This is a genomic window from Micromonospora sp. NPDC000663, assembly GCF_042898105.1.
Taxonomy (GTDB): Bacteria; Actinomycetota; Actinomycetes; order Mycobacteriales; family Micromonosporaceae; genus Micromonospora.
The window spans coordinates 656,599-670,523 of the sequence record NZ_JBIAYR010000003.1; the positions used below are offsets into that span (position 1 = coordinate 656,599).

Below are 13,925 nucleotides of genomic sequence, written 5' to 3' on the forward strand. Positions count from 1 at the left end.
TCGTGGACCGAGGGAAGGCTGAGGACTCCACGGACGAGAGGAACAGTCATGCCACGTTGGGGTTTCGCCACCGGCACCACGGCCCTGCTCGCGGCGGTCGCGCTCGGCGTCAGCGGCTGCGGTGCGGCCGAGGTGGCCAGCCAGCCCGCCCGGGACGCCGCCGTCGACGTCGCCGCGGCGATGGGGGTGGAGGGTCAGGCGTTGGCCGCGATGGGTTTCGACGCCGACGAGCTTGACGTGCGGACCGTCGCCGCGCCGGCCACCCCGACGCCCGGCGCCTCCCCCACCGCGCAGGACAAGGCCAAGCAGAAGCGGGGCGAGGAGTGGCGCAAGCGCCGCCAGGCCCGCGTGCTGCTGCGCAGGAACACCCTGCACGGTGAGGCAGTGGTGAAGACGAAGGACGGCGGTACGCAGACCGTCGCCGTGCAGCGTGGTGAGGTGACCGCGATCGACGGCGACTCGATGACTGTCAAGTCCACCGACGGCTTCACCATGACCTGGACCTTCGGCGACGACCTGCGGGTCGTCGAGCATCGGGCCACCGTGCGGGCCAGCGACGTCAAGGTCGGTACGACGCTCGGCGTCGCCGGGGCGAAGGACGGCGACAAGGGCGCGGCCCGGCTCATCCTCATCCCCCGCGCCAAGTGAGAAAGGGGGGCACTGGCCGACGCCAGGGCCCCCCTTTTGGCGTCAGTAGACGCGCGAGCCGATGAAGTCGTCGTGACCGTAGCCGACCGGGTTGGCGGCGGTACGGGCCTCGAACGACCACTGCTGCCTGGTGCTGCTGGAGCATGCGGCCAACCGCAGCCGGGGACTGCCCGACGACGGGTTGTCGAACGCCACGCAGAGGGTGCTGGCGCTCACCGGCCTGAGCTGGTTGCCGGCGAAGGCGAACTGCTGGGCGGGGGTGCCGTTGCAGTCGTAGATGTTGACAGCCGTGCCTGCCGTCATCGATCCGCCGGCGACGTCGAGGCAGCGGTCGTGGGACAGTTCCGAGTGCAGTGAGCGCCTGGTCGAGTCGTACCAGAAGCCCTGGTTGCGTCCGCCGTGGCAGCCGTACGACTGTTGGGCGGTGCCGTTGCGTGAGTCGTAGCCATTACCGTCGACGCAGGTGTTGGTGGCCAGGTTGCGCACCTGCTTGAACTGCATCAGACCGGAGTAGAGCACGCCGGCGCCGGTGCTGGCCGGGTCGACGCAGGTGGCCTGCTGCTGTCCCGAGTTCCAGAACTGGGTGATGCACTGGGCGAACATGCCGTGGCCCCGGGCGTTGGGGTGGAACGACTGCCGTGCGGCGTTCTCGTTCCAGATCCCGATCTCGATGAAGAGGCCGCGGACCGAGGTGTTGTCGGTGCACACCTCGTGGCCGTGGAAGAGCCGGCTGGCGTCCAGGTAGCGGGTGCCGGTCTGGGCGGCCGCAGCGCGCAGCGCCGACTCGAACAGGGGCACCGCCTTGTTCCTGGCGAACGCGGCGTCGGCGAGGTAGAGCAGGCAGCCGCCCGAGTACCAGCCCGGGAAGTTCGGGTTGTCCTCCACGTCCGGGCTTGCCGGGCTCGGGTACGACATGAGCACCAGCTCGTAGTCGGTACGCAGGTAGCCGGCCCTGGTCATGGTCTGCCGGATGTCGGTGAGGGCGTCGGCAACCGCCCGGCGACTGCCGTCGGTGCGGATCGTCCACTGGTCGGTGTAGTCGGGGTAGCAGTTGCCCTGGAGGAAGACCCGGCTGATCGCGCAGTCGGTGGCGACCGGGCCGAACTGGATGGTGCCGTCGCCGTTCGCGCCGACGACGACCCAGATCAGCTTCACGTGCGTGTTGCGGGCCTTGATCCCCAGATAGTCGCCCTGGTTGAGTTCGTTGTGCTGGGTGGGGCCGCCGGCGATCAGGTTCCACGGTGTCGCGCCGGAGCATGCGATGTTGTAGCGCGCGTCCGACGGGATGCCGGTGCGGAACACCGCCTGGTCGTACGAACGGTCGCACCAGTTGCCGTCCTGGTGGGTGCCGGGCACGTAGTTGCCGACCCCCTCCCCGGAGATCTGGCTGTCGCCCATGGTGATCAGAGAGGTACGCCGTTGCTCGATCGGGCGGATCGCCGGGCTGCCGTAGAGGGCGGTGGCCTCGGCGGCCCGGATGGCTTCGAGGTTGGCGGGGAGTGGTTGGACGGCTGGTCGGTCGGCGGCGGCAGCGGGGGCTGCCGGTCCGGCGAGCATCGGCAGGACGAGAGCGGCGACGGCGACGGCGACGGTGATGGCCCGTCGTCTGGTCGCGCGTTCGGGCCTGGCGGGGGTAACAGGCATCGACGCACTCCTTTCGGCTCAATCGTGGGGCATCGATTGAGTTACCAGACGGTAACGTGCCAATCAACGGATGTGAATGCGCTTCGGATCCTTGCGCGCGGGATGCGGAACCGCCCGGATCAGACGATCCGGGCGGCGCGGCGGTGTCTTCCTGTCAGGTGCGGTCAGCGGCCGGGCGGCAGCGCATAGCCGACGTAGTCGCGGAACTCCAGCCGCCAGCCGGCCGGAACGAGCTTGACGCAGGCCGGCCTGCTGCCGGTGCAGACGATGGCGTCCACCGAGGCCGGGTCGGCCGGAGGTCGTTCCGGCAGCACCGACTGCAACGCCACCAGCTCCGGTGAGCCTCCGTCGGGCTGCCGCAGTAGCAGCCACCACGGGTACTCCCAGTTGTCGTTCTGCTGCACCAGCCCGATCCGGCGGGCGCCGCTGTCGCGTACCGACGCCGCGGCCCACCGGAACTCGTCGGCCCACTGTGGCCGGCGCAGGAACCGGGTGTCCCAGTCCGACGTGGTGAAGACCGAGCCGGCGCCCACGAGCCGACGCGGGAAGCCGTACGACAGGGCGAGCACCCCGGCCAGCGCCGAGGTGGCCAGCACGGTGACCGCCGCGAGCGTGGCGATCGAGCGTCGCGCCGCCACCCCGGCCGTCGCTGGGGCGTGCCGGCGAAGCAGCGCGTCCAGCCAGAGCCCGGCCAGCGGCAGGGCGAGCACGAGGGCGTAGAGGATCAGCCGGTTGCCCCACGGCTGCCACTTGATCATCGCGGTGTGCAGCAGGACCGTGGTAAGCGCCACCACCGCGTACGCGCGCAGCGGCCCGACCTGCCCGGAGTCGATCCGGCGGGGCCGGGCCAGCGCGACGGCCACGCCGATCAACGCCAGCGCCCCGGCGATCGGGAACGCCACCCGGTCCTCGTCCGGATACCAGGCGGGCTCGGGGAAGATCTCCCGACCGAAGGTGATCGCCCGGTCCTGCGGGTCGACGCCTATGGCGTCCGCGCCGCCGATGATCGCCTCCGCGGCGGCGCGGCGCAGCGGCGCCAACGGTGTGTCGAACGCCGTGTGCCCGATCCGCAGCGCGTTGACAAGCACCGACGCCGGATCGTGCCGTTCCATCGGGATGGACTCGCGCAACCGGGGCGGCCCCAGCGGGTGCCCGAACTCGGCGGTCACCCGGGCCAGGAACGGGCCGACGACCACCGCGGCGACAAGCAGGATCAGTACCGAACCGCCTACCGTACGGGCCACACCGCCGGCCCGCGCCGGTGCTCGGTCGGCCAGGACCAGGCGGAGCTGGGCCAGCCCCCAGAGGACCAGCAGCGGGCCCACCGCGATCAGGCCGCTTGTCTTCGTCACAGCTGTCAGACCGGTGGCGGCCCCGAGCGCGAGCAGCGTGCCCCAGCCGGTCCGTCGACGCAGGCCGTCAAGCACGAGGGTCGCCGCGCAGGCCACCCACGCCGCGCAGACCAGGTCGGTCTGCGTACTTGTCGCCTGGAGGGCCACCATCGGCGTGCTCGCCAGTACGAACGCGGTGAGCAGCTGGGCCCGCCGGCCACCGCCGAGCTGCGCGGTGATCCGCGCGACCACCAGCAGGCAGAGCACCCCGGCGGCCCACTGCACCAGGTTGTGCAGCGCGTCCCCACCGGTGAGCAGGCGCAGGTGCAGCAGCAGGTATTCGGCGCCCGGCGGGATGGTCACCTGCCGGTGGATGGCGGTGGGCCAGAAGTCCAGGTCACCCTGGGCGACCCAGTGCTCCACCTTCGGCAGGTGGTACGTCTGCGAGTCGAAGTTGTTCGGCTCGGCAAGCAGCGCGATAAGCAGCTCCACCAGGACCAGCCCGGCGACCGCGCCAGCGAGCAGCCGTTCGCCCCGGCCGGCCGTACGCCAGGTGTCGACCGCCACGGCGAGCAGCCCGGCGGGTGACCTGTCGGTCCGGGTCGGCGCGGGAGCGCCGTCGGCGACGACCGGGGCGGGTGCCCCGGGTCCACCGCCGGACGCCACGGCGCCGACCGGCACCGGCCGGGGTGCGGCGGCGGGTGGCGACGCGGATTCGTCAGCCCGGCGCCACCGCAATCCGGTGGCGGTCGCGGCGACCGCCAGGAAGAGCAGCCAGGCGATGGTGAACGCCGCCCTGTTCAACGCGTGCAGTGCGCCGAGCACCTCGACGACGAGCACCGCGTACGCTCCGGTGAGCAGGGCGGCGCGTACCACTGCCAGCCGCAGTGGGGCCACCGCACCGACCCCGCGCGGCCTCGTCGCGACGGTGAGCAGGAGCACCGAGGCGGCGGGAACCGCCGCGAGCAGGGAGCCGGCAGCCGACATGGCCGGAAGTAAACACCATCCGCCTGAGTCCGCCACGCCGACCGCCCGACGATGGCGGCCAGCGTCGAGCTGACCAGCCAGGCTAGGCTATGCCCGACGTGTTGTCGCCACCGTGGAGATTCCCGTGAAGCTCTCGATCCTCATGCCGGTCTACAACGAGGAAGAACGCATCGCGGATGCCCTCAAGCAGGCATTGGCGGTGGACTATCCCTGCGAGATCGAGCTGGTCGTTGTCGACGACGGCAGCCGGGACGGCACCGGTGAGATCCTCGGTCGCGCCGACGACGCTCGCCTGCGCGTCATCACCCACCAGCGCAACGCCGGCAAGGGCGCGGCCATCAAGACCGCGGTGGACAGCGCCGAGGGCGACTACATGGTCATCCTCGACGCCGACCTGGAGTACGACCCGCAGGACATCCCCAAACTGCTCGACCCGGTGCTCGACGGGCGCGCGACAGTGGTCTACGGAAATCGCACCTTCGGCAGCCACAGTGCCTACAGCTTCTGGTACGTGATGGGCAACAAGGGCGTCACGATGGCGGCCAATGTGCTGTTCAACTCGTACATCGGTGATCTGGAGACCTGCTTCAAGCTGATGCCTGTGGCGCTCTACCGGTCGCTGGGGGTGCGCTCGCGCGGCTTCGGCATGGAGGCCGAGGTGACAGGCAAGCTGCTGCGCCGCCGCATCCGCCCGTACGAGGTGCCGATCAGCTACCGGGCCCGTGGCCGCGAAGAGGGCAAGAAGATCACCTGGAAGGACGGCGTCGAGGCGATCTGGATCCTCGGTCGCGAACGCGCCCGCCGCCGTCCCGCCGTCTCATCGTCGAACTGATCCCAGGAACGCGTCGAGCGACCGCCGCAGCCCTTCGGCGTCCAGGCCGTGCCACCGGGCGTGGTCCGCGGGATCGCCGTACCGTCGCAGGTCGGTCCGGCCGACCCCGAGGGTGAGCAGCCGGTGCGGCACGTCCGCGAGCGCCCGGCCGACGACAGCGCTCGACGTCCCCGCGAGGTACGGCTCGACGAGCACCACCTCAGTCCCGGCGAGCGCGCGCAGCCCGGCCACGTCGAACGGGCGGGGTGTGTGGGTGTACGCCACTGTCACGTCGAGCCCCTCGGTCGCCGCCAGCGTGGGATCGAGCATCGGCCCGACGGCCACCACGAGCGGAGCGTCCACCCCGCCCCGCCGCAGCACCCGCAGTCGGTCGGCGTCCGGGTACGCCCGGGCGTTGCGCTGCTCGCCGAGCCGTAGGTAGACCGGGTCGTCGGTGGCCGTGGCGGCCCGGAGCAGCGGCGCCACCTCGTCCGGGTGACCGGGCACGCGTACCGTCCACGCGCCGCCGAGGGAGTCGAAGAGCGCCACGTCCCCGGGCGACTGGTGGGTCCGGCCCTCCCGCGACCCGTCGTACGACCCGCCGATGCTGACCAGCACCGCGCCGACGCCCTGGTGGTCCAGGTCCAGCTTGATCTGCTCGTACGCCCTGTCGACCAGGAACGTCGCGTACGAGTGCGCGATCGGGCGCAGCCCGGTCAGGGCGAGCCCGCCGGCCACGCCGATCATGAGTTGTTCCCGGATGCCGACGTTGAGGACCCGGTCCGGGTGCCGGGCACCGGCAGGCGCGAACTGGGTGGCCGAGATGTCCGCCAGCACGAGGGCGGTACGGGGGTCCTCGTCGAGCAGGGCTGTGGTGGTGTCGATGAAGGCGGCACGCATGGCTGTCATCCCCTGCTCTCGACGCGGGCGACCACGACGTGCGGCCGGCCGGGCCGGTGCCCGGTCAGCGCCACGTACAGGTCGGTGTGGTCCCGGCCGTCGACCGTGTCGGCGGTCCAGCCGTTCACGGTGAACCGGCTGGCGATCCCGCCCGCCCAACCGTGGGTGGTCGACGAGTTGTCGACGACTATCGCGGTGAGGTTGCCCAGGCCTGTCGCGCCGGCGTACGCGATTGCCTCGTGGTTGGAGCCCTCGTCCAGTTCGGCGTCGCCGAGCAGCACGTACACCCGGGGTTTGAGCAGGCCCTGGGCCCGCAGCCCGAGTGCGGTGCCGACGCCCAGGCCGAGACCGTGGCCCAGGGAGCCGGAGCCGATCTCGACCCCCGGCACGAGCGTCCGGTCCGGGTGGTGGCCCAGTCGGCTCCCCGGGCCGGCGAGGTCGTCGAGCCAGTCGTCCGGGATGAAGCCGTGTGCGGCGAGCACCGCGTAGTAGGCGACCGGTCCGTGGCCCTTGGAGAGCAGGAACCGGTCCCGCTCCGGATCGTCGGCGGTGTCCGGGGTGATCCGCAGAACCCGGTGGTAGAGGACCTGGAGCACGTCGACGGTCGAGTGGGCGCTTGGCGCGTGCTTCTCGTCGCCGGTCAGCCGGCGGATCAGCGCGGGGAGCGCGGCGGTGCTGTCGGTGGTGAGTGTGGTGGCCATGCCACTACTCTCTGACTTGAAGTGCGCTTCAACTCAAGGACCGGGTGATGACGGATTTGTTGACGATCGGCGAGTTGTCCGCCCGATCGGGCGTCGCGCCGTCCGCGCTGCGCTACTACGAGCGACTCGGGCTGATCCGCGCCGACCGCACCGGCGGGAACCAGCGCCGGTACGCCCGCGCCGAGCTGCGGCGGGTCGCCTTCATCCGGATCTCGCAGCAGGTCGGCGTCTCGCTCGACGAGATCCGTGCCGCGCTGGAATCACTGCCCGGGAGCCGTACGCCCAGCCCGCAGGACTGGGAACGGCTCTCGGCGAGCTGGCGGGGCCGGCTGGACGAGAGGATCCGGCTGCTCACCAAGCTCCGCGACGACCTGGACGGCTGCATCGGCTGCGGCTGCCTGTCCCTGCAACGCTGCACGCTCAACAACCCGGGGGACGCCCTGGCCGGCGAGGGGCCGGGCGCGCGCCTGATGCTGCCCCGGCCGGCGTCACCCGACGGTGAGTAGCACCTTGCCCACGTGATCGTTCGACTCGACAAGCTGGTGGGCCTGCGCCGCCTCGGCCATCGCCAGCCGCCGGTCCACCACCGGGCGGATCCTGCCGGCTTCGATCAACGGCCACACCTCGTCGCGTACGCCCCGGACGATCGCCGCCTTCTCGGCCAGCGGACGGGACCGCAACGCGGTAGCCGCGACGCACGCCCGTTTGGCCAGCAACGCGCTGAGATCCAGCTCGGCCTTGCGCCCACCCTGCATCCCGATCACCACGAGGCGGCCGCCGGTGGCCAGCGCGGCGACGTTGCGGCCCAGGTAGGAGGCACCCATGATGTCGAGGATCACGTCCGCGCCGTGGCCGTCGGTGGCCTGCCGGACCTCCTCGACGAAGTCCTGCTTGCGGTAGTCGATAGTCACCGCCGCGCCCAGCTCACGCAGCCGGGGATGCTTGGCCGCCCGCGCGGTCGCCAGGACCGTCGCGCCGAGCGCCGACCCGAACTGGATCGCGAACGTGCCGATCCCGCTGCCCCCGCCGTGCACCAGCAGCCGTTCACCCGAGCTGAGCCGGCCCACGCCCGCCACGTTCGACCAGACCGTGCAGGCCACCTCCGGCAGCGCCGCGGCGTCGGTGAGGTCGACGCCCGCAGGCACCGGCAGCAACTGCCCGACCGGCACGGCCACCTTCTCGGCGTACCCGCCACCGGCCAGCAGCGCACACACCTCCTGCCCAACTGACCATCCGGTCACGTCAGGCCCGACCGCGCTGATCACCCCGGAGCACTCCATCCCGGGATATTCCGACGCGCCGGGCGGTGGCGGGTAGTGCCCCTGCCGTTGCAGCAGGTCCGCGCGGTTGACCCCGGCCGCCCGTACGTCCACCACCACCTCGCCGGGGCCGGGCTCCGGATCGGGCACCTCCGCCCAGACCAGCGCGTCGGGACCACCGGGCTCGGGAATCGTGATGGCTCGCATGGGCTCAGTCTTACCCGATGCGGCCCTCCACCGCAGGCGCACCCCATGGCCCACTGTGGACCTGCCGGAGCGCCTGGTCGGCGCATCGGGGAGGGACGCCGGGCCGTCTGGAGCGGGCCGTGGCAGACTATGCGTGGTCGTACACCTACGGGTGGCGGCCCGGGAGGGTTCGCCTAGTGGCCGATGGCGCTGGTCTTGAAAACCGGTAAGGCAGCGATGTCTTCGTGGGTTCGAATCCCACACCCTCCGCACCTATGATCCGCGCATGATCAAGGCGATCTTCTTCGATGTCGGCGGGACGATCCTGGACGAGTCCCGCGAGTTCCAGACCTGGGCGGACTGGCTCGGAGTCCCACGGCACACGTTCTCGGCGGTCTTCGGTGCCGTGATCGCCCGGGGTCTGGACTATCGGGAGACGTTCCGGGCCTTCCGGCCCGATTTCGACCTGCCGACCGAGCTTGAGCGCCGGGCGGCCGCCGGCAAGCCGGAGTTGTTCGGCGAGGAGGACCTCTACCCGGACGCGCGGGCGTGCCTGACGGCCCTGAAGGACCAGGGTCTGTTCGTCGGCCTAGCCGGCAACCAGCCGGCCCGTGCCGAAGGCATCCTGCGCGACCTCGACCTCTCCGTGGACATGATCGGGACGTCGGACGGCTGGGGCGTGGCGAAGCCGGCACCTGCCTTCTTCGAGCGGGTCGTCCGCGAGGGCGGTGGCGACGCGTCGTCGATCCTGTACGTCGGCGACAGGCCCGACAACGACGCGCGCCCGGCCATGGAGGCCGGCATGAAGGCGTGCCTGATCCGGCGCGGTCCGTGGGGGCACATCCTCGACATGCCGGACGTGTCGCAGCGGTGCCTGTTCCGCATCGGCTCGCTCGACGAGCTGCCGGGCCTGGTCGCGACGCACAACGGGGCCGGGGGTTAGCTCAGTCCGTCTCGTCCCGCCGGTTCTCGCGGATCGTCTTGTCGGCCAGGCGTTCGACCGCGCGCCGGCGTTCCTCGGCGAGCGCCTGCTCGTCGGGCTTTCGCAGCGCGCTGAAGACGGCGACCAGGAAATCCCGCCAGACCCGTGCCAAAGAATTCCCCCCGTGGAACGTTGCAGGGTGACAACGATAGCGCTCCCGCGTGACTCCGGACACCCGGAACTTTCCGTCTCTCATCTGTCGTGAAGCGGGTATGAAGGGGCTGGTATCTCCGCACACCGGAAGGAACGAGTACCGATGACCCTGGAACGACCGATCGCCCCGGACCCGTACGAGTTGCTGCCGACGGTGCCCTCGTTCACGCTGACCAGCGACGACGTGCAGAACGGCGAGCCGATGGACGCCCGGCACGCGCACGGCAGCACCGGTGGTGAGAACGTCTCCCCGCAGTTGACCTGGTCAGACTTCCCCGCCGAGACCAGGAGCTTCACGGTCACCTGCTACGACCCCGACGCGCCGACCGGCAGCGGCTTCTGGCACTGGGTGCTGGTGAACGTGCCGGTGGACGTCACCCAGCTGCCCCGCGGCGCGGGCGGCGCGGCCGGCACCGACCTCGGTGGGGCCTTCTCGGTCCGCAACGACTACGGCGAGCAGGGGTACGGCGGCGCGGCGCCACCGCCCGGTGACCGCCCGCACCGGTACGTCTTCGCGGTGCACGCCCTGGACGTGGACCGTCTGGACCTGACCCCGGACGCGAGCCCCGCCTACGTCGGCTTCAACCTGACCTTCCACACCCTGGCGAGAGCGGTCATCCGCCCGACGTACCAGATCAAGGAGTGACAGGTACCCCGCGATCTTGCACCTCCTTCAACGAAGGCGAGTGCAAGATCGCGGGGGTGGGAGCTAGGCGGGCACTCGGGCCACGGCGAAGACGGATTGGCCGAACGGGGGGCGGACGACCTGCTCGGCGGCCTTGGTGGCGGGCAGGACGACTGTGTCGTACACCTTGACCATCGGGCCCTCCTTCGGCATCAGCCGGAAGACCTTGGTGGCCATGAAGTAGCCGATCAGGCCCAGGGCATTCGCGTAGTGGATCTTCTCCACCGTCAGGCCGGCCTCGGTCATCGCGGCCTGGAGGGTCTTCTTCGTGTATCTGCGGACGTGGCCGGTGGCGATGTCGGCAGGGCTCATCGCGAACTGGAACGCCGGCACGATGATGATCACGGCGCCGCCGGGGCGGACCAGATCGCGCATGCTGCGCAGCGCGCCCACGTGGTCCTCGATGTGCTCCAGCACGTTGTACGAGACCGCGGCGCTGTAGGTGCCCCGGGCGTCGTGCGGCAGCAGCATCTGCCGGACGTCGATGCTCGGCTGGTCGGCGAGGCGCTCCTTGAGTTGCACCAGCCGGTCCGGGTCGGCCTCGGTGGCGGTGAACCGGGGCAGCAGCTGTGACCATTCCAGCGCGTAGTCACCGAGACCGCTGCCGATCTCGATCGGGTCGTCGCCGAGGTACGGAACCGCCAGCTCGACGAACCAGCGGCGGTGGTTGACAGCTGTCGCCAGGCCCTCCAGCACCTCGGACTGGACGCGCTGATCCCCAGTGATTTCTGCCATGCGTCGATTCCTCACGATATGAACTCGACCCGTGCCTGGACCGACAGAGTGAATCATCCACTGGGACGGCAGAAGAATCGGGGCATCGGGGTAGCCGAATTGTGGTCGGGGGGTGGGCACGTGATCGGCGGTCGGCGAACCCGGCACATAGTACGGCAGTACCCCGAAACATGTCACGGCAGAGCCATACGCTGGCTACCCTACGAATTGTCATGACTACTCCTGAACCGGACGCGCCCGGCGGCGGCCCGGCCGTGCCCGGTGGGGAGTCGGCCGCGCCCGGCGACGGCGACACCTCGTTGCGCCGCAAGGGGAAGCGGACCGACGTGCTCGCGGTGCTGAGCTTCGTGGCGCTTGGCTTCTGGGTGACCGGGCGGCTGTGGTTGGACCCGGGCACCGGGGTGCGGGACAACCGCTCCGACCAGTCGCAGTTCGAATGGATGATGGCGCACGGTGCGCGGGTCGTGACGCATTTCGCCTATCCGTTCCATTCGGACCGGATGAACGTGCCGGACGGCGTGAACCTGATGGCGAATACGTCCGTATTATCCATTTCTCTGCCAATGACGCCTGTCACCCTGTTGCTCGGGCCGCGAGCGAGTTTCCTGGCCTTTCTGACAGTCGGAATGATTGCCACCGCCACCGCCTGGTACTTCCTGCTGTCCAGGGTCGTGATCGGCGCCCGAGGGCCGGCCTGGCTGGGCGCCGGCTTCTGCGCGTTCGCGCCGGCCATGGTGTCGCACGCCAACGGGCACCCGAACATCGTGTCCCAGTTCGTCGTCCCCTTGATCATTTGGCGCACGCTGCGTCTCGGCGAGCCGGGCCGCTGGCTCCGCAACGGCCTCCTGCTCGCGCTGGTGATCGTCTGGCAGGCGTTCATCAACCTGGAGATCCTGCTGATGGCCGCGATCGGTATCGGCGTGGTGGTCGGCGTCCTCGCCCTCGGTCGACCGGCGCTGCGGTCCCGGGCCCGGCCGTTCCTCGCCGGGCTGGCCGTCGCCGCCGTGGTCGCGGGCGTGCTGCTGGCGTACCCGCTGTACGTGCAGTTCTTCGGCCCGGGCGCGTACTCCGGGTTGTCCCGCCTGATCCGCGGCTACTCCAGCGACCTCGCCTCGTTCGTCGCGTACTCCCGGGAGTCCCTCGCCGGCAGCCCGCGTACGGCGGCGGGCCTGGCCAAGAACCCCACCGAGGAGAACAGCTTCTTCGGCTGGGCGCTGGTGGTGCTGGTGATCGCCCTGGTCTGGTGGATGCGCCGCTCGATCGTGGTGCTCGCGCTGGGCGCGCTCGGGCTGCTCTTCACTGTGCTGTCCCTGGGCCGGGAGGTCCGCTTCGACGGTCGGGGCACCGGAGTGCCGGCTCCCTGGGCGGTGCTGGAGAACCTGCCGATCCTGCACTCGGTGGTGCCGACCCGGTGGGCGTTGGCGATCACACCGATCGTCGGCGTGCTGCTCGCGTACGGCGCCGAGCGCGCCCGCGAACTGGCCCGCGCACATCCGGCGGCCCGGCCGCAGATCCGCTTCGCCACCGCCACGGTGCTCACGATGGCGCTGCTGCCGATCCTGCCCACCCCGCTGCCAGTGGTGGACCTGGACCCGGTCCCGGGCTTCGTGACGAGTGGGGCGTGGCGGCCGTACGTGGCGGGTGGACGCAGCGTGGTGACCCTGCCGCTGCCGGACACCAACTACGCGGAGCCGCTGCGCTGGTCAGCGGCGACCCGGCAGGACATGCCGTTGGCCCGTGGCTACTTCCTGGGCCCGGACACCCGACCGAACGCGGAGCCGGCGAAGGTCGCGCTGTTTGGTGCGCCGCCGCGCCCCACAAGCAGCTTCTTCGCCACCATCAGGCGCACCGGGGCGGTGCCACCGATCACCCCGCAGAGCAGGGTCAAGGCGGTCGACGACCTGCGCTACTGGCGGGCCGGAGTGGTCATCCTCGGGCCGCACGAGCACGAGGAGGCCTTGCGTCGGGGGATGACCGAGCTGACCGGGATCCAGCCGGTCTTCACCGGCGGCGTGTGGGTGTGGGACGTGCGGTCGTTTACCGACTGACCGACGGTCAGCCCTGACGGACGCAGCAGCCCTGGCACACCTTCGGGCTGGGCAGCGTGAACGCGAGGCAGCAGGTGCGTCGCTGCACGCTCGGCTCGCCTGTCGGCCCCGGCACCAGCTCGACCAGGTCGGCCAGGTCCAGTGCGCCGAGCAGCGTGTCGATGCTCTGCACCGTCGAGCCGGGCAGCCCGTCCGCCGCGCGCAGGATGCCGTGCGCGATGCCGGAGGCCACCGATCCGAGAAGCGTCCGGGTGCCGATCCGGACCTCCGCCTGGATCGCCGTGATCAGCGGGGCCAGGTGGGCGTCGAGCAGGGAGGCCCGCAACACGGCCAGCAGCTCGGCCTCGTCGGCGACGACGCGGACCTCGGGCAGGCCGGCGAGCGCCAGCGGGTCGCTCGGCAACACCGCGACTGTGGTGCCGCGGCGCAGGCCCAGAGTGAGCAACGGCCTGTGGTCCTCGAAGTGGATCAGCACGTCGGCCGGGTCGAGCAGGGGGACCCGGCGGGCCGAGGCCCAGCCGAGGACGACCGGGAGCGCGGTCCAGTAGCTGTACGACTTCCAGGCCAGCGCCGCACAGGCGTGCGCGGTGCCGCCCCAGCGGACGGCGGCGGCGCGCAGCAGCTCCGGCAGGCGGGTGCCGTCGATCAGGGTGGTTGCGGGCGCCCAGCCGAACTCGTCGTCGACCAGCAGGCCCCGGGCCAGCCCGGGGAGGTCGTCGGTACCGAACATCGAGCGCAGGGCCGCGGTGACGGGAGCGAGCGGCGTGGAGACCACGTCCCGCCTCGGCATCACCGCTGTCACCTGAGTCGTCCCCCGTCCGAGTGGCCGAGGGAGTGCCCCGGCGGACGACAAAC

At 71.0% G+C, this 13,925-nt stretch carries 14 protein-coding genes and 1 tRNA gene; 7 read left to right on the forward strand and 8 right to left on the reverse strand.

Features of this window, described 5'->3' with window-relative positions:
• Window positions 1-48 precede the first annotated feature (48 nt).
• Window positions 49-648, forward strand: a complete 600-nt coding sequence (locus tag ACFY1S_RS15355; protein WP_354814787.1) for a hypothetical protein — start codon at window positions 49-51, stop codon at window positions 646-648.
• A gap of 42 nt (window positions 649-690) precedes the next feature.
• Here the strand turns inward: ACFY1S_RS15355 and ACFY1S_RS15360 are convergent, their stop codons facing one another.
• Window positions 691-2,292 (reverse strand): ricin-type beta-trefoil lectin domain protein, encoded by a 1,602-nt coding sequence (locus ACFY1S_RS15360; RefSeq protein ID WP_387117519.1) that lies wholly within the window; start codon window positions 2,290-2,292, stop codon window positions 691-693.
• A 164-nt stretch (window positions 2,293-2,456) separates the two neighbouring features.
• Window positions 2,457-4,610 carry a glycosyltransferase family 39 protein gene (locus tag ACFY1S_RS15365; protein ID WP_387117522.1) on the reverse strand — a complete coding sequence of 718 codons (2,154 nt, stop codon included), beginning with the start codon at window positions 4,608-4,610 and terminating at the stop codon, window positions 2,457-2,459.
• Between the two features lie 124 nt (window positions 4,611-4,734).
• Between ACFY1S_RS15365 and ACFY1S_RS15370 the strand changes: the two genes are divergently transcribed.
• Window positions 4,735-5,442, forward strand: a complete 708-nt coding sequence (locus tag ACFY1S_RS15370) for a glycosyltransferase family 2 protein (RefSeq protein WP_139587811.1) — start codon at window positions 4,735-4,737, stop codon at window positions 5,440-5,442.
• On the opposite strand, the gene ACFY1S_RS15375 is transcribed toward ACFY1S_RS15370, so the two are convergent.
• Window positions 5,428-6,321, reverse strand: coding sequence for a transketolase family protein (locus ACFY1S_RS15375; protein WP_387117714.1), 894 nt, complete (start codon window positions 6,319-6,321; stop codon window positions 5,428-5,430). The two genes, ACFY1S_RS15370 and ACFY1S_RS15375, sit on opposite strands and share 15 nt — an antisense overlap.
• A 5-nt stretch (window positions 6,322-6,326) precedes the next feature.
• Complete coding sequence (locus ACFY1S_RS15380) at window positions 6,327-7,022, reverse strand: transketolase (protein ID WP_387117525.1); 696 nt, start codon at window positions 7,020-7,022, stop codon at window positions 6,327-6,329.
• 47 nt (window positions 7,023-7,069) lie between these two features.
• Between ACFY1S_RS15380 and soxR the strand changes: the two genes are divergently transcribed.
• Window positions 7,070-7,528, forward strand: a complete 459-nt coding sequence (soxR, locus tag ACFY1S_RS15385; protein ID WP_387117528.1) for a redox-sensitive transcriptional activator SoxR — start codon at window positions 7,070-7,072, stop codon at window positions 7,526-7,528.
• Here soxR and ACFY1S_RS15390 read toward each other — a convergent pair.
• On the reverse strand, window positions 7,511-8,488 hold the full coding sequence (locus ACFY1S_RS15390; RefSeq protein WP_387117531.1) for an NAD(P)H-quinone oxidoreductase: 978 nt from the start codon (window positions 8,486-8,488) through the stop codon (window positions 7,511-7,513). The genes soxR and ACFY1S_RS15390 overlap by 18 nt on opposite strands.
• Window positions 8,489-8,650: 162 nt before the next feature.
• On the opposite strand from ACFY1S_RS15390, the gene ACFY1S_RS15395 reads away from it, so the two are divergent.
• Window positions 8,651-8,737 (forward strand) — tRNA-Ser (locus ACFY1S_RS15395).
• Between the two features lie 16 nt (window positions 8,738-8,753).
• On the forward strand, window positions 8,754-9,410 hold the full coding sequence (locus ACFY1S_RS15400; RefSeq protein WP_387117534.1) for an HAD family hydrolase: 657 nt from the start codon (window positions 8,754-8,756) through the stop codon (window positions 9,408-9,410).
• A gap of 1 nt (window position 9,411) precedes the next feature.
• On the opposite strand, the gene ACFY1S_RS15405 is transcribed toward ACFY1S_RS15400, so the two are convergent.
• Complete coding sequence (locus tag ACFY1S_RS15405; protein ID WP_364370504.1) at window positions 9,412-9,561, reverse strand: hypothetical protein; 150 nt, start codon at window positions 9,559-9,561, stop codon at window positions 9,412-9,414.
• A 144-nt stretch (window positions 9,562-9,705) separates the two neighbouring features.
• Here ACFY1S_RS15405 and ACFY1S_RS15410 point away from each other — a divergent pair, with 144 nt between their 5' ends.
• Complete coding sequence (locus tag ACFY1S_RS15410) at window positions 9,706-10,248, forward strand: YbhB/YbcL family Raf kinase inhibitor-like protein (RefSeq protein ID WP_387117538.1); 543 nt, start codon at window positions 9,706-9,708, stop codon at window positions 10,246-10,248.
• Between the two features lie 63 nt (window positions 10,249-10,311).
• Here the strand turns inward: ACFY1S_RS15410 and ACFY1S_RS15415 are convergent, their stop codons facing one another.
• Complete coding sequence (locus ACFY1S_RS15415) at window positions 10,312-11,022, reverse strand: class I SAM-dependent methyltransferase (RefSeq protein WP_387117541.1); 711 nt, start codon at window positions 11,020-11,022, stop codon at window positions 10,312-10,314.
• Window positions 11,023-11,234: 212 nt separating this feature from the next.
• Between ACFY1S_RS15415 and ACFY1S_RS15420 the strand changes: the two genes are divergently transcribed.
• Window positions 11,235-13,070 (forward strand): hypothetical protein, encoded by a 1,836-nt coding sequence (locus tag ACFY1S_RS15420; RefSeq protein WP_387117544.1) that lies wholly within the window; start codon window positions 11,235-11,237, stop codon window positions 13,068-13,070.
• Window positions 13,071-13,077: 7 nt separating this feature from the next.
• Here ACFY1S_RS15420 and ACFY1S_RS15425 read toward each other — a convergent pair whose 3' ends face one another.
• A complete protein-coding gene (locus ACFY1S_RS15425) occupies window positions 13,078-13,860 on the reverse strand; it encodes an IucA/IucC family C-terminal-domain containing protein (protein WP_387117717.1) in 783 nt (260 codons plus the stop codon).
• Between the last annotated feature and the right edge of the window lie 65 nt (window positions 13,861-13,925).

Excerpts from the sequence above, each read along its gene's own strand:
- ACFY1S_RS15355 (WP_354814787.1), top strand. The coding sequence starts at position 49 with ATGCCACGTTGGGGTTTCGCCACCGGCACCACGGCCCTGCTCGCGGCG.
- ACFY1S_RS15360 (WP_387117519.1), bottom strand. The coding sequence starts at position 2,292 with ATGCCTGTTACCCCCGCCAGGCCCGAACGCGCGACCAGACGACGGGCC.
- ACFY1S_RS15365 (WP_387117522.1), bottom strand. The coding sequence starts at position 4,610 with ATGTCGGCTGCCGGCTCCCTGCTCGCGGCGGTTCCCGCCGCCTCGGTG.
- ACFY1S_RS15375 (WP_387117714.1), bottom strand. The coding sequence starts at position 6,321 with ATGCGTGCCGCCTTCATCGACACCACCACAGCCCTGCTCGACGAGGAC.
- ACFY1S_RS15380 (WP_387117525.1), bottom strand. The coding sequence starts at position 7,022 with ATGGCCACCACACTCACCACCGACAGCACCGCCGCGCTCCCCGCGCTG.
- soxR (WP_387117528.1), top strand. The coding sequence starts at position 7,070 with ATGACGGATTTGTTGACGATCGGCGAGTTGTCCGCCCGATCGGGCGTC.
- ACFY1S_RS15390 (WP_387117531.1), bottom strand. The coding sequence starts at position 8,488 with ATGCGAGCCATCACGATTCCCGAGCCCGGTGGTCCCGACGCGCTGGTC.
- ACFY1S_RS15400 (WP_387117534.1), top strand. The coding sequence starts at position 8,754 with ATGATCAAGGCGATCTTCTTCGATGTCGGCGGGACGATCCTGGACGAG.
- ACFY1S_RS15410 (WP_387117538.1), top strand. The coding sequence starts at position 9,706 with ATGACCCTGGAACGACCGATCGCCCCGGACCCGTACGAGTTGCTGCCG.
- ACFY1S_RS15415 (WP_387117541.1), bottom strand. The coding sequence starts at position 11,022 with ATGGCAGAAATCACTGGGGATCAGCGCGTCCAGTCCGAGGTGCTGGAG.
- ACFY1S_RS15420 (WP_387117544.1), top strand. The coding sequence starts at position 11,235 with ATGACTACTCCTGAACCGGACGCGCCCGGCGGCGGCCCGGCCGTGCCC.
- ACFY1S_RS15425 (WP_387117717.1), bottom strand. The coding sequence starts at position 13,860 with ATGCCGAGGCGGGACGTGGTCTCCACGCCGCTCGCTCCCGTCACCGCG.